Source organism: Symbiopectobacterium sp. (assembly GCF_051710365.1).
Classification (GTDB): domain Bacteria; phylum Pseudomonadota; class Gammaproteobacteria; order Enterobacterales; family Enterobacteriaceae; genus Symbiopectobacterium.
Genome location: NZ_JBPETA010000017.1, coordinates 1 through 22,610 on the forward strand (window position 1 = coordinate 1; position 22,610 = coordinate 22,610).

General features: G+C 53.1%; 14 protein-coding genes and 1 pseudogene. 5 read left to right on the top strand and 10 right to left on the bottom strand.

Annotation, left to right across the window (positions count from 1 at the left end):
- Positions 1 to 166: 166 nt before the first annotated feature.
- From ACTBDZ_RS02810 to pepN, 3 genes and pseudogenes are all read right to left on the bottom strand, one after another.
- Positions 167 to 637 (bottom strand): annotated as a pseudogene (locus tag ACTBDZ_RS02810) (cell division protein ZapC); the annotation flags it as partial.
- 223 nt (positions 638 to 860) lie between these two features.
- Positions 861 to 1,871: a quinone-dependent dihydroorotate dehydrogenase gene (gene pyrD / locus ACTBDZ_RS02815; protein WP_438814157.1), complete on the bottom strand. Its 1,011-nt coding sequence runs from the start codon at positions 1,869 to 1,871 to the stop codon at positions 861 to 863.
- Between the two features lie 157 nt (positions 1,872 to 2,028).
- Positions 2,029 to 4,644, bottom strand: a complete 2,616-nt coding sequence (gene pepN, locus ACTBDZ_RS02820; RefSeq protein ID WP_438814158.1) for an aminopeptidase N — start codon at positions 4,642 to 4,644, stop codon at positions 2,029 to 2,031.
- A gap of 391 nt (positions 4,645 to 5,035) precedes the next feature.
- Here pepN and pncB point away from each other — a divergent pair, with 391 nt between their 5' ends.
- The 4 genes from pncB (at position 5,036) to ACTBDZ_RS02840 (ending at position 10,657) form a co-directional block, all read left to right on the top strand.
- Entirely contained in the window at positions 5,036 to 6,241 is a 1,206-nt protein-coding gene (gene pncB / locus ACTBDZ_RS02825) for a nicotinate phosphoribosyltransferase (RefSeq protein WP_438814159.1), read from the top strand.
- Between the two features lie 161 nt (positions 6,242 to 6,402).
- Positions 6,403 to 7,803 (top strand): asparagine--tRNA ligase, encoded by a 1,401-nt coding sequence (gene asnS / locus ACTBDZ_RS02830; protein ID WP_438814160.1) that lies wholly within the window; start codon positions 6,403 to 6,405, stop codon positions 7,801 to 7,803.
- Positions 7,804 to 8,126: 323 nt separating this feature from the next.
- Entirely contained in the window at positions 8,127 to 9,236 is a 1,110-nt protein-coding gene (locus ACTBDZ_RS02835; RefSeq protein ID WP_438814161.1) for a porin, read from the top strand.
- Between the two features lie 230 nt (positions 9,237 to 9,466).
- Complete coding sequence (locus ACTBDZ_RS02840) at positions 9,467 to 10,657, top strand: amino acid aminotransferase (RefSeq protein ID WP_438814162.1); 1,191 nt, start codon at positions 9,467 to 9,469, stop codon at positions 10,655 to 10,657.
- Between the two features lie 44 nt (positions 10,658 to 10,701).
- Here the strand turns inward: ACTBDZ_RS02840 and ACTBDZ_RS02845 are convergent, their stop codons facing one another.
- From ACTBDZ_RS02845 to cmoM, 7 genes are all read right to left on the bottom strand, one after another.
- Complete coding sequence (locus ACTBDZ_RS02845; protein WP_438814173.1) at positions 10,702 to 11,334, bottom strand: MBL fold metallo-hydrolase; 633 nt, start codon at positions 11,332 to 11,334, stop codon at positions 10,702 to 10,704.
- Positions 11,335 to 11,416: 82 nt separating this feature from the next.
- The gene (locus tag ACTBDZ_RS02850; RefSeq protein ID WP_438814163.1) at positions 11,417 to 11,965 is read right to left on the bottom strand and encodes a DUF882 domain-containing protein; all 549 of its coding nucleotides are present in this window, start codon (positions 11,963 to 11,965) and stop codon (positions 11,417 to 11,419) included.
- A 180-nt stretch (positions 11,966 to 12,145) separates the two neighbouring features.
- Positions 12,146 to 13,870: a L,D-transpeptidase gene (ldtD, locus tag ACTBDZ_RS02855; protein WP_438814164.1), complete on the bottom strand. Its 1,725-nt coding sequence runs from the start codon at positions 13,868 to 13,870 to the stop codon at positions 12,146 to 12,148.
- 509 nt (positions 13,871 to 14,379) lie between these two features.
- Positions 14,380 to 18,819 carry a chromosome partition protein MukB gene (mukB, locus tag ACTBDZ_RS02860; protein ID WP_438814165.1) on the bottom strand — a complete coding sequence of 1,480 codons (4,440 nt, stop codon included), beginning with the start codon at positions 18,817 to 18,819 and terminating at the stop codon, positions 14,380 to 14,382.
- Between the two features lie 2 nt (positions 18,820 to 18,821).
- Positions 18,822 to 19,544 carry a chromosome partition protein MukE gene (gene mukE / locus ACTBDZ_RS02865; protein ID WP_438814166.1) on the bottom strand — a complete coding sequence of 241 codons (723 nt, stop codon included), beginning with the start codon at positions 19,542 to 19,544 and terminating at the stop codon, positions 18,822 to 18,824.
- A complete protein-coding gene (gene mukF / locus ACTBDZ_RS02870) occupies positions 19,525 to 20,847 on the bottom strand; it encodes a chromosome partition protein MukF (RefSeq protein ID WP_438814167.1) in 1,323 nt (440 codons plus the stop codon). The genes mukE and mukF overlap by 20 nt, the downstream gene beginning before the upstream one ends.
- Positions 20,844 to 21,629: a tRNA uridine 5-oxyacetic acid(34) methyltransferase CmoM gene (cmoM, locus tag ACTBDZ_RS02875; protein WP_438814174.1), complete on the bottom strand. Its 786-nt coding sequence runs from the start codon at positions 21,627 to 21,629 to the stop codon at positions 20,844 to 20,846. Before cmoM ends, mukF begins: the two co-directional genes overlap by 4 nt.
- A 188-nt stretch (positions 21,630 to 21,817) precedes the next feature.
- Between cmoM and elyC the strand changes: the two genes are divergently transcribed.
- Positions 21,818 to 22,606, top strand: coding sequence for an envelope biogenesis factor ElyC (gene elyC, locus ACTBDZ_RS02880; protein WP_438814168.1), 789 nt, complete (start codon positions 21,818 to 21,820; stop codon positions 22,604 to 22,606).
- The last annotated feature ends 4 nt before the right edge of the window (positions 22,607 to 22,610 follow it).

Sequence of the window (22,610 nt, forward strand, 5' to 3'; positions counted from 1 at the left end):
GTCACGCGTTTTATGGATAGTTTTCTTCATCAGGCGTCGTTCGTTACGGGGTATCGGTGCTATGCTCGACATCGCTCAGTCCGGTTGATGATTTGGGATCTTTATCGATTGATCAGATCGCTCAACTTGGACTGAGTTCCCTTCAGGTGATCTACTATTCGGAACAGTTATTTAGCTGCATCGTTTTGCCGTTAAGCATCAGCGCCTCTTGAGCCAACACGCACAAGCTGGCTTTTTCACCGCGATCCACCACCATAAAGCAGGCAATTTCCTGGCTTTCAGCCAGCATTACCCAAAACGCATCGCCCATTTGCGGGGCCTGCTGTTCATGGGGTTGCTGCGCAAAATACCAACTCTTTGGCATCAGGGGTTTTAAATAACGGTGAGCCACCAGCGCATTTAATACCAGCTCTGCCTGCAATTCATGCTGCAACGAAATAGGCTGACATTTTTCCTGAAAGGTGAAAAACAATGCGGCGTCATCAACACAAAATGATACGGGGGCAAACGCATCTGGCGTAAGCATTTTGGCCGCAAAACGAGAACGAAATACCATGCCGTTGGCTAAATCCAACATCATACGATCGTGTTCCGCATCAAAATACCAGCGCCAATTGTCGTCAGGTTTTAACTTCATATTATTCACCTTCCCTCTGGGCTATTCATCGACGCCATTGCGTCTGCACACCACATACCATTGCCATCCTTGACAAGAAAACGATTAATATCCTTCATACGCTCGGTGAGGGTATGTCAGTCGCGTTTTTTGTAAAAAAGAAGATTAATTGCACAAACGAGTAAAATATAGACTAGCTGGGGGAATCAATAAACCCCCAACGAGAAATGATGTGATGAAAAGATTAAATATGGGTAATGATATCTTTAATCAGGCGCGGTCCATGAAAAATAAAGCCGGAATATATCTGTACCAAGGATGCACCCGCGGCCATTTTTTCTCGTGCGGCCATCAGTGAATCGACCCCGCCAACGCCAATAATCGGCAAACGGCCGTTCAATTCTTGCGCCAGACGACGAATAACTTCGGTGCTGCACTGCTGTAACGGACGTCCACTTAACCCACCGGTTTGCCCGCAATGATTTAACCCCTGAATCAAATCACGATTCAGTGTGGTATTGGTGGCAATCACCCCATCAATGTTATGGCGCACCAAACTATCAGCAATTTGGATCAATTCTTCCTCAGAAAGATCCGGCGCGATCTTCACAGCGATCGGCACATATTTTTGATGCTGTTGATGCAATGCTTCTTGTTTATTTTTAATCGCCTGCAACAGATCGTCCAGCGCTTCGCCGTATTGCAGAGAACGTAATCCCGGCGTATTCGGTGAAGAGATATTGATCGCAATATATCCGGCGTGTGCATAGACCTTGTCCATGCAGATCAAATAGTCATCTTTACCCTGCTCTACGGGCGTATCTTTATTCTTGCCGATATTAATTCCCAGCACACCGCCAAAACGGGATTTTTTTACGTTCTCGATCAGGTTATCCACGCCATGGTTATTAAATCCCATGCGGTTAATTAACCCTTCCGCTTCTACGACGCGAAACAGACGCGGTTTATCATTACCGGGCTGCGGACGCGGTGTTACCGTACCGACTTCAATATGACCAAAGCCCATTGCGCCCAGCGCATCAATACAATCGCCATCTTTATCCAGGCCAGCGGCTAAGCCGAGTGGATTTTTAAAAGAAAGGCCCATGCAGGTAACAGGTTTGGTGGGAACGGATTGGCGAATAAGAAATTCAAACGGTGTATTAGATAGACGACGTAACTGCTGGAAGGTAAATTCGTGAGCCCGTTCTGGATCGAGCTGGAAAAGTGCCTTCTTGATTACGGGATAGAACATAGTGTCTCCTGAGATCCTAAAAGTCATGCATGCAAAATAACAATAAAGCGGGTGACTTCCTGACGCACGGCGGGAAATGGTAATGAGATCGCGTGGGAAAGTAAAACACTTATCACAGAAAACAGGTTCCCGCCTGACGCAGGAACCTTGAGGGTGATTAGCCTTGCAGCGCTTTACTGATTTTCTCAAACAGATCGCCAGAGAGGTTATCCAGCGTTTTCAATTGCTCCAGTGACTGACGCATTAACGCCTGACGCGATTCATCATAGCGTTTCAACCGAATAAGCGGCTCAATCAACCGAGCAGCGACCTGCGGATTGCGGGTATTGAGATCGCTGAGGATCTCGGTCAGGAAACGGTAGGCCTCTCCATCCGCGGCATGGAACGCGGCCGGATTGGCACTGGCAAACGCCCCGACCAGCGCACGCAGTCGATTGGGGTTATTCAGACTGAATGAACGATGGTTCAGCAACGCTCGCACCCGAGACAACACGTCACTGGCCGGACTGGTAGCTTGCAAGGTGAACCACTTATCCATCACCAGACCATCGGTGTGCCAGCGATCGTCAAACTGCGCCATTAACGTATCGCGCACCGGCAGTTGCGCACTGACTGCACTGGAGAGCGCCGCCAACGCATCCGTCATGTTATCCGCCTGCTGATACTGCGCGCTTACCAGCGCATCAGCCTGCGCCGCTTCCCCAAACGCCAGATAATAGAGGCAGGTGTTGCGCAGCGCGCGTTTGCCAATATCAGCATGCTCGATACGGTACTCTGCGGTGGCGTTAACGCGATACACCGCGAGCCACTCATCGGCCAGCTCTGTCGCCAATGTGCGAACCATCGCTTCGCGCACTGCCGCAATGGCTAGCGGGTCGATAATCTCAAACAGCTCCGCGATTTCGTTTTCACTGGGCAGCGTCAGAATTTGTGCCGCCAACATGGGATCCAGCGCAGGATCCAACAATACCCCACGAAACGCATCGGCCAGATGCAGTGGCAGCGAGAGCGGTTGGTGTTGCTGATAGCGCGCCACGTTGAGACGAATATGGTTCGCCAGCAGGCTTTGCGCCGCATCCCAGCGCGAGAAATCATTGCGTGCGTGACGCATTAGGAAGGTCAGTTGCGCATCGCTCCAGGCATAGTTGAGTTTAACCGGCGCAGAGAACTCCCTTAATAAAGAGGGGATCGGCTGACTCGGCACATTATCAAACACAAACGTCTGCTCTGCTTCGGTCAGGTTTAGTACCGAATCGATCGTCTGACCCGCATATTGCAACGGAATCACGTTACCCTGCTGATCGTACAGTTCAATATCCAGCGGAATATGCAACGGGCGTTTTTCCTGACCATCCGCGCCTACGGGCGTTTTTTGGCTGACCGACAGCAGATATTGCTGCGTTGCAGCATTATAATCATCGCGCACCGTCACCACTGGCGTACCCGACTGGCTGTACCAACGGCGGAACTGCGTCAGATCCACTCCCGAGGCATCTTCCATCGCCTGCACAAAATCATCACAGGTGGCCGCACGGCCATCATGACGCTCCACATAAAGCCGCATGCCCGCCTGAAATTTATCCTCACCCAGCAGCGTATGCAGCATGCGGATCACTTCCGAACCCTTCTCGTACACAGTTAGGGTGTAGAAGTTATTCATTTCGATGACCTGATCCGGGCGGATCGGGTGCGACATCGGGCTGGAGTCTTCGGCAAACTGCGCACCGCGCATCACGCGCACGTTATCGATGCGGTTTACCGGGCGCGATCCCAGATCGGAACTGAACTCTTGATCGCGGAACACCGTCAGCCCTTCTTTTAAGCTGAGCTGGAACCAATCACGGCAGGTAATGCGGTTACCGGTCCAGTTGTGAAAATATTCATGGCCGATCACCGCTTCAATATTCAGATAATCTTTATCGGTAGCGGTTTCTGCCTTGGCAAGCACGTATTTGGAGTTAAAGACGTTGAGCCCTTTATTTTCCATCGCGCCCATATTAAAGAAGTCCACCGCGACGATCATATAGATGTCGAGGTCATACTCCAGACCGAAACGGGTTTCATCCCACTTCATGGCATTTTGCAGTGAGGTCATCGCCCAGCCCGCGCGATCGAGATTGCCACGATCGACATACAACTCCAAGGCCACTTCGCGCCCGGAACGGGTGGTAAAGCTGTCGCTGAGCACATCAAAGTCTCCCGCCACCAGCGCGAACAGATAGCACGGTTTCGGGAACGGATCCTGCCACTCAACCCAGTGTCGGCCATCGTCCAGGGTGCCCTGTGCGATGCGATTTCCGTTGGAGAGTAAATAAGGATAGCGAACCGGATCGGCGGTGATGCGCGTGGTAAAGCGCGCCAGCACATCGGGGCGATCCAGATAATAGGTGATGTGGCGGAACCCTTCCGCTTCACACTGGGTACAAAGCGCAGCACCAGATTGGTATAACCCCTCCAGAGCGCTGTTGGCGGCGGGGTTGATCTCTGTGACGATGCTGAGCGTAAAAGCGGCGGGCAGGTGCGTTAACACCAAGCCATCATCCTCAACCTGATAGTGCGGCCAGGCTTGACCATCCACTGTCAGGCTTAACAGCGTCAGCCCTTTACCGTCCAGTTTTAACGGCGTCCCCGCCTCTCCCTGCCGAACCACCTGGCTCACTGCCGTGACGTGCGTTTTCTGTGCATCCAGAACAAAACCAAGCGCGATATCGCTGATGGTATAGTCCGGCGCACGGTAATCATGACGGTATTTTACTTGCGGCTGTTGATTCATAGGATGTTTACACCTCACTCTTTACTTTGACAGTTCAGTTTATGCCTGTTACAACGATGTTGCCATCATTAAGAGCCTATTACAGTAGGCGTAATTGGTGCAGCCAGTTTGGCCACGGACAGCGCGCAGAAACCGGAGCGTATACGGAGTACGTGAGGATTTCGAGCACTGCCCAAGACCAAAATGGCAAGTAAAATAGCCCTAATGGAATAGGCGCTAAGTGAATGAGAATAATAACCATGCCAGAGCACGAATGGTCCTCTCTTTTCTGGCAGAATTATGATGTTATCTGGTAATAGCGACAACGCAGCGTGAATCAAGGTATACTCACCGAACGTTGCTGATGATTTTGATAGTGGAAACGCGTCTGACGAGGATGCTGTAACGCATTATGACTTTACACCCTTCCCCGATTTTGAACTCATTTCTGGATACGGATGCGTACAAGCTTCATATGCAGCAAGCGGTGTTTCATCATTATTATGATGTGGACGTTACAGCGAAATTCCGCTGCCGCGGCGATGAGCTGTTAGGGAGTTATGCAGAGGCTATCACCGCGCAAATTGCGTTGATGAGCCAACTGTCACTCAGCGACGACGAGTTCGCTTACCTCTCTACGCTGCCTTTTTTTACCGCAGATTATTTACAGTGGCTACGCCATTTCCGCTTTAACCCGCAGCAGGTTACCGTAAGCAACCATCACGGTAAGCTGGATATTCGCATTCGCGGCCCATGGCGCGAAGTGATTTTATGGGAAGTCCCCTTGCTGGCGGTGATCAGTGAAGTGGTACACCGCTCGCGCACACCGGACGTTAGCGCAGTGCACGCCGTGGCAAAGTTGCGCCGCACGTTGGAGCAGTTCCGTGAACGCAGTCAGGGTATCGACCTGAGCCATTTCAAACTGATGGATTTCGGCACTCGGCGCCGTTTCTCCCGCGATGTGCAACACGAGATCGTGAGCGTATTACAGCAAGAGTTCCCCTATTTGATTGGCACCAGCAACTACGACCTGGCGCGCCGCTTGGTGCTGACACCGGTGGGAACGCAGGCGCATGAATGGTTCCAGGCGCACCAGCAACTCGGCGCAACATTGGCTAACAGCCAACGTGCCGCCCTGCACGCCTGGTTGGTGGAATACCCCGATCAGCTTGGTATCGCGCTGACGGATTGCATTACCATGGATGCGTTCCTGCGCGATTTCGATCTCGATTTCGCTAACGCCTATCAGGGACTGCGTCATGATTCCGGGGATCCGATCGATTGGGGCGAAAAGACCATCGCGCATTATCAACGCTTAGGCATTGACCCCATGAGTAAGACGCTGGTGTTCTCCGATAACCTGCATCTGGAAAAAACGCTTACACTCTATCGCCATTTTTCTCAGCGCATCAATCTGGTGTTTGGCATCGGCACGCGGTTGACCTGCGATATTCCAGGCGTTACACCGTTGAATATCGTCATCAAGCTGGTGGAGTGCAACGGTCGCCCGGTGGCGAAACTCTCCGACAGCCCCGGCAAAACCATCTGCCATGACGCCGCATTTATTTCCGCATTACGCAAAGCCTTCGATCTGCCGCGTATCAGAAAAGCCAGTTAGTCTGCTCGACTGCTCAGTATTTAACCCAATGTTACCGGAATGCGCAAAACTTGACGCATTCCGGTGATTTCTGCTTGTGTCCTGCCAGACGGCAAGTAACATAGCAAATCACCCTTAGGGGTTGACCCGTTAAATATCATTCATTGAGAAGAGAGAATTTTATGAGCGTAGTGCCTGTAGTCGACGTACTGCAAGGCCGTGTCGCCGTTGACAGTGAAGTCACCGTGCGCGGCTGGGTACGTACCCGGAGAGATTCTAAAGCCGGTATCTCCTTTATCGCCGTCTATGACGGTTCCTGCTTTAATCCGTTACAGGCGGTCGTAAATAATAATCTTCCCAATTACCAGAATGACGTTCTGAAATTGACCACCGGCTGCTCTGTGATCGTCACAGGTACCGTGGTTGCGTCGCCGGGTGAAGGTCAGTCGTTCGAAATTCAAGCCACCGCCGTTGAAGTGGTGGGCTGGGTGGACGATCCGGACACCTACCCGATGGCGGCAAAACGTCACAGCATTGAGTACCTGCGTGAGGTCGCGCACCTGCGCCCGCGCACTAACCTGATCGGTGCCGTAGCACGCGTGCGCCATACGCTGGCCCAGGCCATTCACCGCTTCTTTCATGAGAACGGTTATTTTTGGGTCTCTACGCCGCTTATCACGGCGTCGGATACCGAAGGTGCCGGTGAAATGTTCCGCGTTTCCACGCTGGATCTGGAAAACCTGCCGCGTACCGATGCGGGCAAAGTGGATTTCAGTGAAGATTTCTTTGGCAAAGAGGCTTTCTTGACCGTTTCAGGCCAATTGAACGGTGAAACCTACGCCTGCGCGCTCTCCAATGTCTACACCTTTGGCCCGACGTTCCGTGCCGAAAACTCCAACACCAGCCGCCATCTGGCGGAATTCTGGATGATTGAGCCGGAAGTGGCCTTTGCTACTCTGGACGATGCCGCAGCGTTGGCAGAAAGCCTGTTGAAATACGTATTCAAAGCCGTGCTCGAAGAGCGCGCTGATGACATGGAGTTTTTTGCTGAGCGTGTCGATAAAGAAGCAATCAGCCGTCTGGAGAACTTTGTCAGTGCAGATTTTGCCCAGGTGGATTACACCGACGCTATCGAGATCCTGCTAAATTGCGGACACACCTTCGAAAATCCGGTGTTCTGGAGCGTTGATCTTGCCTCCGAGCATGAGCGCTATCTGGCAGAGCAGCACTTCAAAGCGCCAGTGGTGGTGAAAAACTACCCGAAAGACATCAAAGCATTCTATATGCGTATGAATGAAGACGGTAAAACCGTCGCGGCCATGGACGTATTGGCACCGGGCATCGGCGAAATCATCGGTGGTTCTCAGCGTGAAGAGCGTCTGGCGCAGTTGGACAGCCGTCTGGAAGAGATGGGACTCAATAAAGAAGATTACTGGTGGTATCGCGATCTGCGTCGCTACGGCACCATTCCGCACTCTGGTTTTGGGCTCGGATTTGAACGTCTGATTGCCTATGTTACCGGTGTACAAAATGTGCGCGATGTGATCCCTTTCCCACGCACTCCACGTAACGCCAGTTTCTAAATACGCATTAAACATAAGTAAAACAAATAACTAGAAAAAAGGCCGCGAATTTTTCGCGGTCTTTTTTTTTCTTTCAGATAAGGCTCACAAAGTTCCCTAAAATTTACAATTTGAAACATAATATTTCTTTTTATTACCATATTACGAACTTAGTATCATTTTTAGGGTAGATTAACGGGCGAGTGAATGGAACACTGCGTTCAGACACAGGAGGACACCAAACTTCCAGTGATAGTTCCGTAAGAGTTTTATTACTTTTTTCGAGAATTGTTAATGGCAGCGGCGGGTGTCTTAAAACACCAATGAGGGTAATGAGGGTAATAATGATGAAACGCAATATTCTTGCAGTAGTAATCCCGGCTTTGTTGGCTGCGGGCGCAGTAAACGCAGCAGAAGTGTACAACAAAGACGGCAACAAACTGGACCTGTACGGTAAAGTTACCGCTAAGCATCTGTTCTCTGATTACGAAGGCGAAAATGGTGATAAATCCTATGCTCGTCTGGGCTTCAAAGGCGAGACTCAGATCAACAGTGATGTAACAGGCTATGGCCGTTACGAAGCTGAATTTGCGGCTAATAATACCGAAGGTACTGACAAATCAGGTAAAGATGTTAAAACCCGTTATGCTTTCGCTGGTCTGAAAATCACTGATTTCGGTACTATCGACTACGGTCGTAACATGGGTATCGCATACGACTCTCTCGTTTACACTGACGTCCTGCCTGAATGGGGCGGTGACCAGTCTAACGCTGATAACTTCCTGACGGGTCGTTCTACTGGTGTTTTGACTTACCGTAATAAAGATTTCTTCGGTCTGGTTGATGGCTTAAACTTTGGTCTGCAATATCAAGGTGCTAACAACTCAAATACCTTAAATGAAGGTAATGGTCGCAAATTGTCTCGCCAGAACGGTGACGGCTGGGGTACTTCTGCTGAGTACGTATCTCCGGTAGGTGTTGGTATCGTTGCTAACTACGCTGCCGTGAACCGCACTAACGAACAAAATGCAACCTCTACTGGTAACGGTAAAAAAGCGGAAGCTTGGGGTACTGGTCTGAAATATGATGCTAACAACATCTATGCTGCAGCAATCTATTCTGAACTGCGTAATGCAAGCTATGTTGACGGTAGCAGAACAGGCACACCTAGCACTGATTTTGCAGACAAAACCAAGATCTTCAAAGCTGTTGCTCAGTACAACTTCGATTTCGGTCTGACTCCGTCTCTGGGTTACGTTTCTGCTAAAGCTAAAGACGACACCAACAATCGTAACGCGTACATCACTAAATACGTGAGCCTGGGTGCAACTTACGCATTCAACAAAAACTTCTCCGTATACTCTGAATACGACATCAACCTGATCAAAGATACCAACGCTTACGGCATCAATGATGATGACAAAGTTGCTGTTGGTGTAACTTACCAGTTCTAATTTCGTTTTATCACCACTGCATTACGTAGTCTGATAACGAAAAAGACAGGGCCTCGTGCCCTGTCTTTTTGTTTTCTACGAACTGACTATTAGCGCCATTTATGGCAGTCGCTCCTGCCACAATTTTTCCTGTTATTTCACCCGCATTTTGATCGCAAACGGTTGGCAAAGCTTATGGCTAGCGGTAACCTGAAGGTTCTTGCCTAACCTCTGTCATGGAATAGCCATCAATGTTTGAACATATTACTGCCGCTGCCGCTGATCCGATTCTTGGCCTGGCCGATCTGTTTCGCGCCGACTCTCGTCCACAAAAAATCAATCTGGGTATCGGCGTATACAAAGATGAAACCGGAAAGACACCGGTGCTAGCCAGCGTAAAAAAAGCAGAACAATTTTTGCTGGAAAATGAAGCCACCAAAAACTATCTCGGGATCGATGGCCTGCCCAAGTTCGCCCTGCGCACGCAAGAGCTGCTGTTCGGCAAACAAAGCGCGATTATCAGTGAAAAGCGTGCACGTAGCGCACAAACGCCGGGTGGTACCGGTGGCCTGCGTATCGCCGCAGAATTTATCGCCAGCCAAACCTCCGCTAAGCGTATTTGGGTAAGTAACCCGAGCTGGCCCAACCATAAAAACGTGTTCCAGGCTGCCGGGCTGGAAGTGTGTGATTATCACTACTACGATGCCGCTAACCACGCGCTGGACTTTGATGGCATGGTAAAAAGCCTTGAAGCGGTTCAGGCGGGCGACGTGGTGTTATTCCACGGCTGTTGCCATAACCCGACCGGTATCGATCCTACGGCGCAGCAATGGCAAACGCTGGCTGAGCTTTCCGCTCAGAAGGGCTGGCTGCCCTTGTTTGACTTTGCCTATCAGGGCTTTGCTCGCGGGCTGGAAGAGGATGCTGAGGGGCTGCGTATTTTCGCTGCTTCCCATCCTGAGCTACTGGTCTCCAGTTCCTATTCTAAGAACTTTGGCTTGTATAACGAACGTGTCGGTGCCTGCACGCCGGTCGCGGCCAATGCCGATGTGGCAGACAAAACGTTTAGCCAGATGAAATCCATCATCCGCGCCAACTATTCTAACCCGCCCGCACACGGTGCGGCGGTGGTGGCGACCATCCTCGGTAACGAAGCGTTGCGTACCCTGTGGGAACAAGAACTGACGGCGATGCGCGAGCGCATCCAACGCATGCGTCATCTGTTCGTCAATACCTTGCAGGAAAAAGGCGCGACGCAGGATTTCTCGTTTATCATTCAGCAGAACGGCATGTTCTCATTCAGCGGCCTGACCAAAGAGCAAGTATTGCGTCTGCGCGATGAGTTTGCGGTCTATGCGGTGAACTCTGGACGAGTTAACGTGGCAGGTATGACGCCGGAAAATATGGCTCCGCTGTGCGAAGCCATTGTGGCCGTGCTGTAATATGCTGTAAGGCATCCCCCTGCTAGTCGGGGGATGCCTGTGCATTAATCATGCACAAAAGGATTGGTCTTACGCTCCTGCCCCAGCGTCGACATCGGGCCGTGCCCAGGAATAAAGGTGATATCATCCCCGAGTGGGAAGAGCTTGGTGCGAATAGACGTAATCAATGCCTGATGATCGCCCTGTGGGAAATCACTGCGCCCTACACCGCCATTAAAGATCACATCGCCCACTTGCGCTAAACGCGATACCTTGTCAATAAACACCACATGGCCCTGCGTATGTCCCGGACAGTGCAGCACGGACAGCTCAGTGTTACCCACCGTCACCGAATCCCCTTCTTGCAGCCAGCGCGTCGGTGTTAACGGCGCACACTCTGTCAGGCCAAACATGCGGCTCTGTGCGGGCAAACCATCAAGCCAGAATGCATCAGCGGGATGTGGGCCGATAATCGGCACCTGATAGTGATCGGCCAGTTGCTGAGCCGCACCGACGTGATCGAGATGTCCATGCGTCAACAGGATTTGTGATACCTTGATGTCGCACTGCGCGACGGCACGTTTGATTTTTTCCGCTTCGCCACCGGGGTCAACAATCGCCGCGTCGCGGGTTTCCTCACACCATAACAACGTACAGTTCTGGCTGAACGCCGTCACGGGAACAATCTGGTATTTCATAGCACTCCACTTCACGAAAAAGCACCCTTACGTGACCGCCATCATGACACGGTCAGGCCACGGGGTCTATTAGCGTTAAGGGTCACCAGCTCCGCGTCGGCCCGGTATCAATGTGCACGAAATTACTTTTCGGATAGTAGCCTACGCCACCCGCCTTCAGTTTCAGCGCCGCTTTGCGAATATTGGCCAGTTGCACACCCTCGATGTGAAAATCCATCGCCTGCCCTTTGGTGTGATAGCTCTGTTTGGCCACGCCGCGCGAATGGCTGCGCATTTCATTGTTGGTGTCCACCGAGCGGTACCCCGAAATCAGCTGCACCGGTTTGTTGGTGCCTAACATCACCTGCAAGCGATAGAGTTGGTCAAACAGCGCAGGATCGATGGTTTTGATTTTATTGGCGCGATAATCACGGAAGAAGTGGTTCAGACGGGACAATTCATCTTTGTTGTAACGACGGCCATCGAAGAATTCAGTTTTAAGGTACTCGCCGGTATTGAGGTTTGCTAGCGTGAGAATACGTGGACGTGGGGTTGATAGCGTGGCAAGCGCCTGCCCCGGTAGCATGGCTGCGCCCAACGCGACCCCGCCCAGCGCCAGCCATCTGCGGCGATGATGATCGATGAATTCCACGAAGTGTGCCCCGGCTTAAAAGGTGAACATAACGACGACAAAAAAACGCGCCGTTTGGCACTATAACCGTGCAGTGCATTGGAGTCAACCCGCTTTACTACAAGGTATGTGGAGGATCGCGTTGATCCCCCGCTGCGATGTAAACCCTGTGACAGCGCTAACGCCCCAGAATATCAGCGGTTACTGGAGCAGTTGCCCTGCCTTGCCCAGGATGCCCGCCCCGCGTTTTACCGTATCATCATAATTGTAAATATCTGTACGAAACTGGGGTTTGCCGTCGTCTGCTACCCAGGCCGTCAAATAGTACAGATTGACCGGAATACGCTGTTTGACTGGCACATAGGTGGTATTTCCCTGCGCCAGCGTGGAGGAAATGCGCGCATCGTTCCAACCGGCATCCTGCAATAGCAGCCCAGCCAGTTCGGAAGCTTTGTTCACGCGCACGCAGCCCGAACTGAGCGCGCGAATGTCGCGCTGGAACAGCCCATGATTCGGTGTGTCGTGCAAGTAAATCGCTTCGGAATTGGGCATATTGAATTTATACCGCCCCAACGAGTTATTGGCACCGGGAGCCTGGCGAATGCGATACGGGAAACGATCGGCCGACACCATGGACCAGTCAATCATCGTCGGATCGATGGTCTCCGCTTCGGAATGCCAGCCAGAGAGCAGTGTATAATTATTGCGCTGCAAATAGCTGGGATCCTTGATAACTTTGGGGACGATATCCTGACGAATCAGCGTGGTGGGCACATTCCACGGCGGGTTAACCACCACGTTATACAATGAACTGCTCATCAACGGCGTTTTGCGTTTCGGTTGTCCGACAATCACACGCGAAGAGAGCTGCTGCGTACCATTTTGATAATAGTTCAGCGAATAATCTGGGATGTTCACCATGATTCCGGTGCTCACATTATCCGGCACCAGACGCAGGCGTTGAATATTAAGCGCCAGCAGCGCTGCACGGGTTTGCGGCGAAACGTTCAGCCAATCCCGCGTCCGCTTGCCAATGACGCCGTCGGCGTCTAACCCCTGCCACTGCTGGAAGCGCTTGACCCCCTCGACCAGATCGCCCGTATAGGTATCCGGTGACGGAGCAGCCGCGTCGGTAGCAGCAGGTTGCTCATTGAACAGGGTGATGGTCCCTGACGTGTCAAGCATACCGGTGCGTTGCAGTATTTCACGCAGCACGGCCAGATCATTGCTTTGCTGTTCGGGACGCAAGGTATCCGACATCGTCAACACCGGCCAAGGACGCGTATCCAACAACAGCGTTTTTAATGCCTGATGCATCTTGGCATATTGTGAATGGCGCGGTACAAGCGATGAAACAAACCCAGCGCTGTTGCCCGCGACCAGTGCCTGCCGCCATTGCTCCACGCGCGCAGGCGCAGGCGGTTGCAAACGGTAGGGGACGCTGCTGTAGAGCCAGTCGGTCCCGTTACGCTTCACGCCGTCAACAAATTGCAGATAGCCCAGCATGGCATCCGACAACAGCACGTCGCGCGCCATCCCGTTGATACTGGCATCAGTCAACCAGGTCACCCATTGCGTGAACTGCGGCTGAACCCCTGACAGCGCGACTTCCGCCAACTGTTGCTGAAGCTGCACCACGGCGTGCTCATCCGCCCACAGTCGTTGTGCCGGATGCAGTGCGTAGAGTGCGGTGATTTCTGAAAGATAATGCGGTTTAACGCCTTTCGCCGCCAACACCTGTAACGCCGCCGCGCTGGTTTCATGAGACGCAGAGCCTGCGGTGTGCGAAGAGACGCCCGGCGCTGCATGGGGAATTACCGCCGCCTGCCCGCTAGCCGACAACGCACAGAAAGAAAACAGGCTCAAGGCCCACAACGCGCCAACACGGCACAGTGTGCTCTGCGCTTTTTGCTCATATAACAACATACATTCATCCCCTGTATTCACTAAACGCGATATCAGCCACAATATTTTTATCGGCACTGAAAGCCACTAGATCCAATGGATATGACTCCCTAATTCACGTTATGTAGAAACTTATTGTCATCAAATAGCGCAAAACGTTGAGATGACCTGCCACTTTAATTATTCGCTCATAATTATCGTTAGTATATAAATATACAATGCTTTTTCGCCACTTCCCGCAGGTTTATTTCACTAGTCCGTCATGTGCACAGCGCAAATTAGGGAAATTAAGAGACAAAAAAAGAGGCCGTTTAACACGACCTCTCAGACTGATGACTACGTCACGTCAACAACTCGTCATTCTCGACTTCCCTCTTGTCACCCTCGGCGAAAGCCGGGGATCTCTGAAAGAATAAACGCGTTTCTTCTGCACGAGATTCCCGCCTTCGCGGGAATGACGGTGGTGGACGGGTATGACGGTTTCAAGCAGGTCTGGCACAATTTCTGCACGTCATACCATAAGCGTGCTGCTACGATACCTGTACCTGCGGCGCTTCATTCTCACTGCCAAAACCGCGCAGTCCGACCACGTGCACATGCTCCTGATTCTGGAACACTTTACGCACCAGCTTATAGGTGGTGCCTTTTTCCGGACTGATATTTTCCGGTGCAGCAATCACCAGTTGCATTTCCAACCGTTCGCACAGTTCGAATAACGTAGCGATGGATTTCGCATCCAGACGCGCCGCTTCATCGAGGAACAGCAAACGACACGGGATAATATCTTTGCCGCGCAAGCGTTTGGATTCATCTTCCCAGCTCTGCACCACCATCACCAGAATCGACATCCCGGTCCCGATCGCTTCACCGGTGGAAAGCGCGCCGCTCTCTGCACGCAACCAACCATCGGCACCGCGATTAACCTCCACTTCCATCTCAAGGTAGTTGCGGTAATCGAGCAACTCCTCACCGATGGTTTGCGGCGTGCGTTGCCCCATATCCACTTCAGGGTTGAGGCGTTGGTAAAGTTTTGCCAGCGCTTCCGAGAAGGTCAACCGGTTGCTGCTGAACAGGTCCTGATGCATCTCTTGCTGTTCCGAGAGCACATTGAGCAGCGTGGTATGTGTTTCACGCACATTGACGTTCAAACGCACGCTTTTCACCTGCCCAAACGCAACCGCCTGCAAGCCCTGGTTCAGCATGCGTATGCGATTTTGCTCACGCTGGATGGTTTTGCGAATAATGTTTGCCACGCTCTTGGAACTGATCGCCAGCGTTTTCTCACGCGCGGTCAGTTCTTCCGTCAGACGGTTGAGTTCAATTTCCATCTGCTCAATGGCTTCAACCGGATCATCGGTACGAATAATGTCCTGGCGAATACGCTCACGCAGATGCTGATAAACCGCGATATAGAACTGCACTTTGCGCTCAGGCCGCTTTGGATCTTCCGATGCGCGCAGCACGTCACGCAGATGTTCATTATCCGCAACCGCCAGTCGCAATGCCCCCAGCGCTTTATCCGACATTGAACGCAATTCGTCAGCATCCATGTAGGCCAGTTCACGACGGTGCAAACGGCGCTCCACGCCATTGTCTTTCACCAGACGCATGACGGCACACCAGCCCGCTTTCGCGGTCACCACCTGTTCGCGCATCTGATGATAATCACGTTCCACTTTGCGCAATTTTTTCTGCAAGCCATCCATTTCCGCTTCACAGAAGGTAATCTGCTTCTCCAACTGATTACGGCGCGTGCGGTTGGCACTCAAGGCCGCATGCAATTCATCACGGCGAGTGCGGGCGCGAGCCTCTGCATCCGCATCCGCGCGCACGCCGATCTCCTGCAACTCCTGAATAAGCTCTTTGTGCATTTCATCTTTGGCGTCATGCGCACTGCGCAACGAAGCCTGAACCTGGCTGTACTGCGTTAACTGCGCCTGCTGCTGACGCAATTGTTCACGCGAACGGGTTCGCTCGGTTTCTGCCTGATCCAACCGTTGGCGCAATTTGTCATTCAAATCGGCATTTTCCCCCAGCATGTCCGCTGAGTCGCTATAGCTGAAATGAGGACGTCGTTGCACCACTTCCGTTAAGGCAAACGCCTGCTGTTTCGCCTGACGCTGTGCACTTTGCGCCTGGGTGTATTGTGCCCGCAGTTGTTCATGCTGCTGTGGATCGCTTTGCAGCACCGCCACCAACGGCTCCAGTTTCACCAACGACGCACCGTGCTGCGTAATAAAATGCGCGGACTCTTCTGCGGCATCCAACTCGTCGCGAATCTCCTCGATCCGGTCGTGCAAGGTATCATCACACAGCAGGCTGACGCGCGGAATCAGGCGGTTCAGCAATGAAACACACTCTTTAGCCTGGTCGTATTGCTGACGTTGCTGCTGGTTTTCAGCGTCAAAATTGTTGATGGCACGGTCCAACTCGCCGCGACGTGAGCTCAAGAGACGCAGCGCCGCCTCAGGATCGTCATCGAACGCAATAGCCAGATGAGAACCGATAAAACGGCTGAAGGCCTGATGCAAACGCTGCGTCTTCTGCACGTCAAACGACAGCGTGGCGTACTGCTCTGCCAGCGCTTCACGTTCTTCACGCAGACTCTCCAGCCGGTTTTCGCGCGCCGCGCGACCAAACAACGGCACTTCAGGGAAACGCGAATAGCGCCACTGGCGATCGGCGATTTTAACCACCACCGCTTTCTGTAACTCTTCTACCGCGAAGACGCTGTCATCGAACGATTGTGGATCCCCTTCGATCAGATAGAGATCTTCCGGAAAGTCCTCCAACCCTTCAAGCTGCTCACGCACCAGCGACAGATCGGCCACAACGATGCCGTGGCGTGATGGCCCGTAGAGCGCGGAATAGTACGGCGCATCGTCGAGCGTCACGTTATCATAAATTTCGGACAGCAACACGCCGCCAAAGCGTTCTGCCAGCGCCGCCATACGCGGATCTTCCGCACCACCCGGCTGACTTAACCGCTCTATTTGATCGTCGATGTGACGTTTACGCGCCGCTACCTCATCACGCTCGACCGTGATTTCACGCTCGCGCTCCAGCAGTTGCTGCAAATGCTCGGTCACTTCCTGACCATCAGCAAACGTTGCCCCGCTCTGTTCACTTAATTGCGTCAAGGCTTCCTGCGCAGCCAGCCACACCGGTGCACGCGCAGTTAATGTCTGGATTTGTTGCTGGGTCTGCTCCAGCTCCTGACGCAGCGCCAAACGACGTTCCCCAGCTTCCGCGACCAGCGCAGAAAGGGTTTCAATCTTCAGTTCCAGTTCCTGCTGCAAGCTGTCCAAGTCTTCCGGCTCACAGGGCTGACCATAGCGTTTGCCAAACTCTTGCAGCAGACGTTCCGCTTCTTGCTGCTCGCGCAGGCGCTGTTCCAGTTCGGCCAGACGACCGCGCAAGGGATGCACACGTTCTGCCTGATAGCGCTGTGAGGTGCTGTCGCGCAGCACATCACGCGCCGCTTGCCATGCCTCGCTACGCGAAACGTTACCCACAATCTTGCAGACTAGCTGATAGGCTTGTTCAAACTGGTTATGTGCCGCATCGGAGACGCTCAGGGTTTGTTCCAGTTGCAGCAACAGCTCGGTCGCCTCCTGCTCCCGCGCGTGGAAGGTTTCCAGCCACTCATCGGCGTTATCCGCCGTTAAGTCCGGCAACTGGCAGAGCGAGCGAGCCCGCTCCAATGCCTGTTGCGCCTGCTGGTACTGGATCGCACGGGTCTGCTGCACGTCCAATGCCTGCTGGTAGTCGGCGAGTTGGCTTTTCAGTTCATCCACTTCCTGCTCGGCAGCCTGGGCGCGCGCGTCGTTCTCTTCGAGCTGCTCGCGCGCTTCTTCTACCACGATATCCTGCTCTTCCAGACGTGAACGCAGTTCTTCCAGATCGGCGTCGTAACGCTCAATCTTTTCCTGCTGACGCAGAGCCGTTTGCACCAGATTAAGGTGGTCGCTGGCAGCCTGGTGATCGGTTTCCAAATCGCTTTCGGCGTCCGTTTGTTCCGCCAACTCGCGCGCCATTTCCACATGGCGGTACTGCTCATGCACCAACTGCTTGCGGCTACCAAACAGGTCATGGCGCAGCGCCAGCGCACCATCCAGATGCACCCGCCGCTCATTGGCATGGCGCATATAGTCAGCAGCCACATAGGAAGTGGCTTCTGAAATCAGGTGTTTGAACAGATCGCGATCCGATTGCGTCACCCGGATGGCTTCCAGTGTCATACGGTTTTCACGCAGTGCCGCTTCCATGTCCTGGAACGCCTTGCGCACCCCGCTATTTTCCGGCAGCAGGTAATCACGCAGCGATCGGGTGATGGCGCTGGAGATCCCGCCGTACAGAGAGGCTTCGATCAGACGATAGAATTTACTGCGATCGGAAGCGGAGCGTAACCGACGAGGCACCACGCCCAAATCAAACATCAGCGCATGGTAATCGGTAATGGAATTGAACTGTTTGAACAGCACGCCCTCCATCTCTTCCACACGTTCTTTCAGTTCTTGCAACGTCAACACCCGAACCTGGCGTTCGCCCAATGACTGTGTCAGCACCTGCGTCGGCTGCAACGTGGTGGGCAATCCTTGAATGGCAAAGGGTTTGATATCGACTTTTTTATCGCGCCCGGCAACCTGTTGCAGACGCACCCCGACCAACACGCGCTGATGACGAGAGTTGACGACATCCAACGTGGCATAACACACGCCGGCGCGCAGCTTGCCGTGCAGCCCTTTATCGCGTGAGCCGCTGGTGGCCCCCGCCTCCGTAGTGTTACGGAAATGCAGCAGCGTCAAATCGGGGATCAGCGCGGTGATAAAGGCCGCCATCGTCGTCGATTTTCCCGCACCGTTACCTCCGGACAGGGTGGTAACCAGTTCGTCCAAATCGAACGTCCGGGCAAAAAAACCGTTCCAGTTGACCAGCGTCAGTGAGCGAAATTTACCGCGTTCAATCATTGTTATTCTTCCTCTCCACTCTCTGCCGCATTGTCTTGCGCACTTTCGCCCTCTTCGACCTCATCGTTCAACGACAGGCCGCTGTCTAACGGCAGTGCTTCGCCATCACGGATCATGCGCAACTGTGCTTCACGTGCATCGTCGCCGCTGCGCACGTCGGCACCGAAACGAAACGCCGCTTCGGTGATACGAAATTTGCTGCTGTCGTTGCCCATGAAGTAGACCATCCCCAAGCGCCGCAGGCGATTCAACGAGGTTCTGACCTTCTCCTGCAATTTCTGCCGGTCAAGATCCGAGCCGGTTGAACGCTGGTTGACCAACTTCAGCAACTTGTTTTCATCGACCAGACTCAACAGCTCTTCATAAAGTTCCTGCTGAGTGAAAATGCCCTCTTGCGCCAGCCGCTCGGGACTGAGGTAGAGATAGCAGAGAATTTTTCCCACCATCATGTCCAACTCGGACAGCACCGAACGCGGGATCAGGGTGGTCGATCGCGGTCGCAGATAGAAAAAACCTTCCGGCGCGCGGATCAGTTCCACGTTATAGCGTGCGTAGAACTCCTCCAACACGTCCTGAAAATCCATCAGGTAAGCATGGTTCTCCAGCTCTTCCACGCCGATATGTCGCCCCGCACGCAGTTGGCTGTCGAGCGCGGGAAACAGGGTATTGGCTAACGCCGTTGCCAGTTTAGCTGGCATGATTTTATCAATAGTTGTCGATGACATGGGCCTGTACCTTGGCTCCGTAATCATTGATTGACTGCCATAGCGCAGGCAATCCGGTGAAATCCGCTTCGGCCACACCCAGACGCACCGCCTGGTCGACCACGATTCGTGCCACATCAAAATGCTGCGCCCGGGGATAGTGACTTAGGTAATCGCGTACCACGTCCGCCAGGTTGAGCGGGATGCGCTCGGTTTTATATTTTTGCAGCGCCGCTTCTATCAGCGCGGCGATCTGTTCGCGCATTTCGCTGAATTCTTCATACTCCAGCTCCGGCGGCAATTCGCCCGTCACTTCATCACTGCGCAGCGCCAGCTCTTCATCGCGCATGTCCAGCAGACGATCGGCATTGGCAAAGGTCAACGCCCAGGGCTGGTCAAAATAATTTTGCACCGACTGGCGCAGGCGCTGAGCGAATACCCGGTTTTTATCCATATCAATGGCGGTACGGATAAACTTGTGGACGTGCCTGTCATAGCCAATCCACAGATCGATAGTTTGCTGTCCCCAACTGATGATGCGGTCAAGCTTGGCTTGCAAATCGAACACCAGTTTATTGACAAACTCGAGCTCAGGATGCTGCATCGTCGCTTCCTGGATCTGCAACAAGCTGGTTTGCAACTTATCGCCCGCCGCTTCCAACGTGTCCTGCAATTCACGCAGGATGCCGGACGTTTCTGTCAGCAAATGCTCACAGCTGGAGATGGCGGCGCGCCAATCTTGCGTCAGCAGCGCGGCGATATCATCTTTCACCCCCTGCTGCTGCTCGTCCATCACGCGCTGAGAAAGATCGATACTGTCAAAAATTTCCGCCACCGAATATTTAAGCGGCGCGAATACATTACGGTGCCAGTGGAACTCATCGCCCCCCTCTTCTGCGGCCTCCGCCGCGCGCAACAGTTCCTGCGCCACAATAGAGAGTTGCATAGACAGGCGCAGCGTCGAAAATTCGCGCTGGCGGATGTAATAGTCGGTGATGCCAATACCAAGCGGAGTCAGCCGGTAGATGGCATTGCCATCCGCCATTTCACTGACAAAGCGATTCACCAAACGCTGGCGCACCAAATCGTTGATGGCGTTATTGGCACGCATTGCCACGGTTTCATGGGTTTGTTCAAATCCCTTGCTAACGTGACGAAAGGCATCCACCAGTTCCCCTTCGCTCATTTCGCCATCCATCCGCTCGCCATTCAGCGTGGCGATCGCCAGCAGAAACGCCAAGCGTTCGGTGGGGAGTGACAGGGAAAAATCATTTTTTCGCGCCCAGGCAACCAGTTCCGGCACTGTCTGGGAAAAATCACTCATAGTGCATCCTTTATAGGGCGTTTACGCGCCATGACATGAATATAGCGTCCCATGCTAACAAAAGGCTCCTGGCGACAATAGCGCTGTTCCAACGCTAACAATTCCTCGAAATTATCGATTTGTTGCTGCTTGTTCTGCAAGTAGTCATGAAACACCCGTACACCGGTCTTTCCTTCAATCGTCATCCCCAACACATCGAGCCAGCCATAAACCTGCTGGGGATCGAGGGGATGATCCGGCGACAGCGAACGTCGTTTGCGCTTTGGCATACCGGCTTGCACATAGGCAAAATTACCCAGCACCACATTGCGCAGCAAAAGTGCATGATGATTATAAAACATCAGCGAAAAAGCACCGTCAGGTGCCAGACAATCCGTTAACGTCCGCAATATCGCCTGCGGATCGGCTACCCATTCCAGCACCGCATGGAACAAGATTAAATCCGCCGGATGCGCCATATGATCCGCAATATCCTGCGCTGCACAGTGAACGAAACGCATATTATCAGCTACGCCCTGTTCCTGAGCGATGCTGCTGGCGCGGTGAATCATCTCATCTGAAACATCGCACAACAAGACCTGATGTCCTAAAGCCGCCAACCGGCAGGCCATGTGCCCTTCACCACCGCCCGCATCAAGAATCCGCAAAGGCCGGACAGGCAATGTTTTCAGCAACGCATCCAGATCCTGCCACAGCAACGCCTGACGCACCTGGCCTTTGGTAGTGCCATAGATATTACGGGCAAATTTTTCGGCGATATCGTTAAAATTGCGATCTTGCATTGCGCTGCGTTCCACGTCATCGTTAGGGCGATCGTGCGGCACGGAGTGCCCTCATATACCCGGTGTTCGGGTATAACGCCATATTTCCTTCAACCTGTTATTTTGGCACAGGCGGCACGAGAATAAACCGCCTGACCGCACGATATTTTACCGGATGCCGTTTTTTCACCCAAAGGGAACCTGATTTCATGCTGTTTACCCTAAAAAAAATCGTTGGCGGATTGCTGCAACCGCTCCCGTTACTGCTGGTGCTGATGGGCGTTGGTCTGGCGCTGCTGTGGTTCTCGCGCTGGCAACGAGGGGGAAAAGCCGTTATTTCCTGCGCCTGGCTGGCGTTATTGCTGCTGAGTGTGCAACCCATCGCCGATAAGCTGCTGCTGCCGCTGGAAAGCCACTACGCGACCTGGCAGGCAAGCGCAGCACCGGTTCCGTATATCGTGGTGCTGGGCGGCGGCTATACCTACAATCCGGCGTGGGCACCGAGCGCCAATTTAATCGGCAACAGCCTGTCACGGGTGACCGAAGGCGTGCGTCTTTATCATGCCAATCCCGGCGCAAAACTGATTTTCACTGGCGCAGCCGCGCAGGGAAATCCGATGACCAGCGCACAAACCGCTGCGTTGGTCGTGGAGAGTCTGGGGATTCCGCGCGAGGATATCATCACGCTGGATACGCCGCGCGACACGGAAGAAGAAGCCGCGGGCACGGCGGCCCTTATCGGGCAACAGCCTTTTCTGTTAGTGACGTCAGCCAGTCATCTGCCGCGAGCCATGGTGTTCTTCCAGGCGCAAGGGCTGCATCCTATACCGGCCCCCGCCAATCAGTTGGCCATTACCAGCGCGCTCAATCCGTGGGAAAAAATATTCCCTTCAGCGTTTTATCTGTCTCACAGTGAACGCGCCTGGTATGAGACGCTGGGCTTACTGTGGCAACGGTTAAAAGGCAGCGAAACGCCGCCAGAAGCGGCATCGCACTGAGAGG

Coding starts and splice junctions, on each gene's coding strand:
- pyrD (WP_438814157.1), bottom strand. CDS start 1,871: ATGTTCTATCCCGTAATCAAGAAGGCACTTTTCCAGCTCGATCCAGAA.
- pepN (WP_438814158.1), bottom strand. CDS start 4,644: ATGAATCAACAGCCGCAAGTAAAATACCGTCATGATTACCGTGCGCCG.
- pncB (WP_438814159.1), top strand. CDS start 5,036: ATGACTTTACACCCTTCCCCGATTTTGAACTCATTTCTGGATACGGAT.
- asnS (WP_438814160.1), top strand. CDS start 6,403: ATGAGCGTAGTGCCTGTAGTCGACGTACTGCAAGGCCGTGTCGCCGTT.
- ACTBDZ_RS02835 (WP_438814161.1), top strand. CDS start 8,127: ATGATGAAACGCAATATTCTTGCAGTAGTAATCCCGGCTTTGTTGGCT.
- ACTBDZ_RS02840 (WP_438814162.1), top strand. CDS start 9,467: ATGTTTGAACATATTACTGCCGCTGCCGCTGATCCGATTCTTGGCCTG.
- ACTBDZ_RS02845 (WP_438814173.1), bottom strand. CDS start 11,334: ATGAAATACCAGATTGTTCCCGTGACGGCGTTCAGCCAGAACTGTACG.
- ldtD (WP_438814164.1), bottom strand. CDS start 13,870: ATGTTGTTATATGAGCAAAAAGCGCAGAGCACACTGTGCCGTGTTGGC.
- mukB (WP_438814165.1), bottom strand. CDS start 18,819: ATGATTGAACGCGGTAAATTTCGCTCACTGACGCTGGTCAACTGGAAC.
- mukE (WP_438814166.1), bottom strand. CDS start 19,544: ATGTCATCGACAACTATTGATAAAATCATGCCAGCTAAACTGGCAACG.
- mukF (WP_438814167.1), bottom strand. CDS start 20,847: ATGAGTGATTTTTCCCAGACAGTGCCGGAACTGGTTGCCTGGGCGCGA.
- cmoM (WP_438814174.1), bottom strand. CDS start 21,629: ATGCAAGATCGCAATTTTAACGATATCGCCGAAAAATTTGCCCGTAAT.
- elyC (WP_438814168.1), top strand. CDS start 21,818: ATGCTGTTTACCCTAAAAAAAATCGTTGGCGGATTGCTGCAACCGCTC.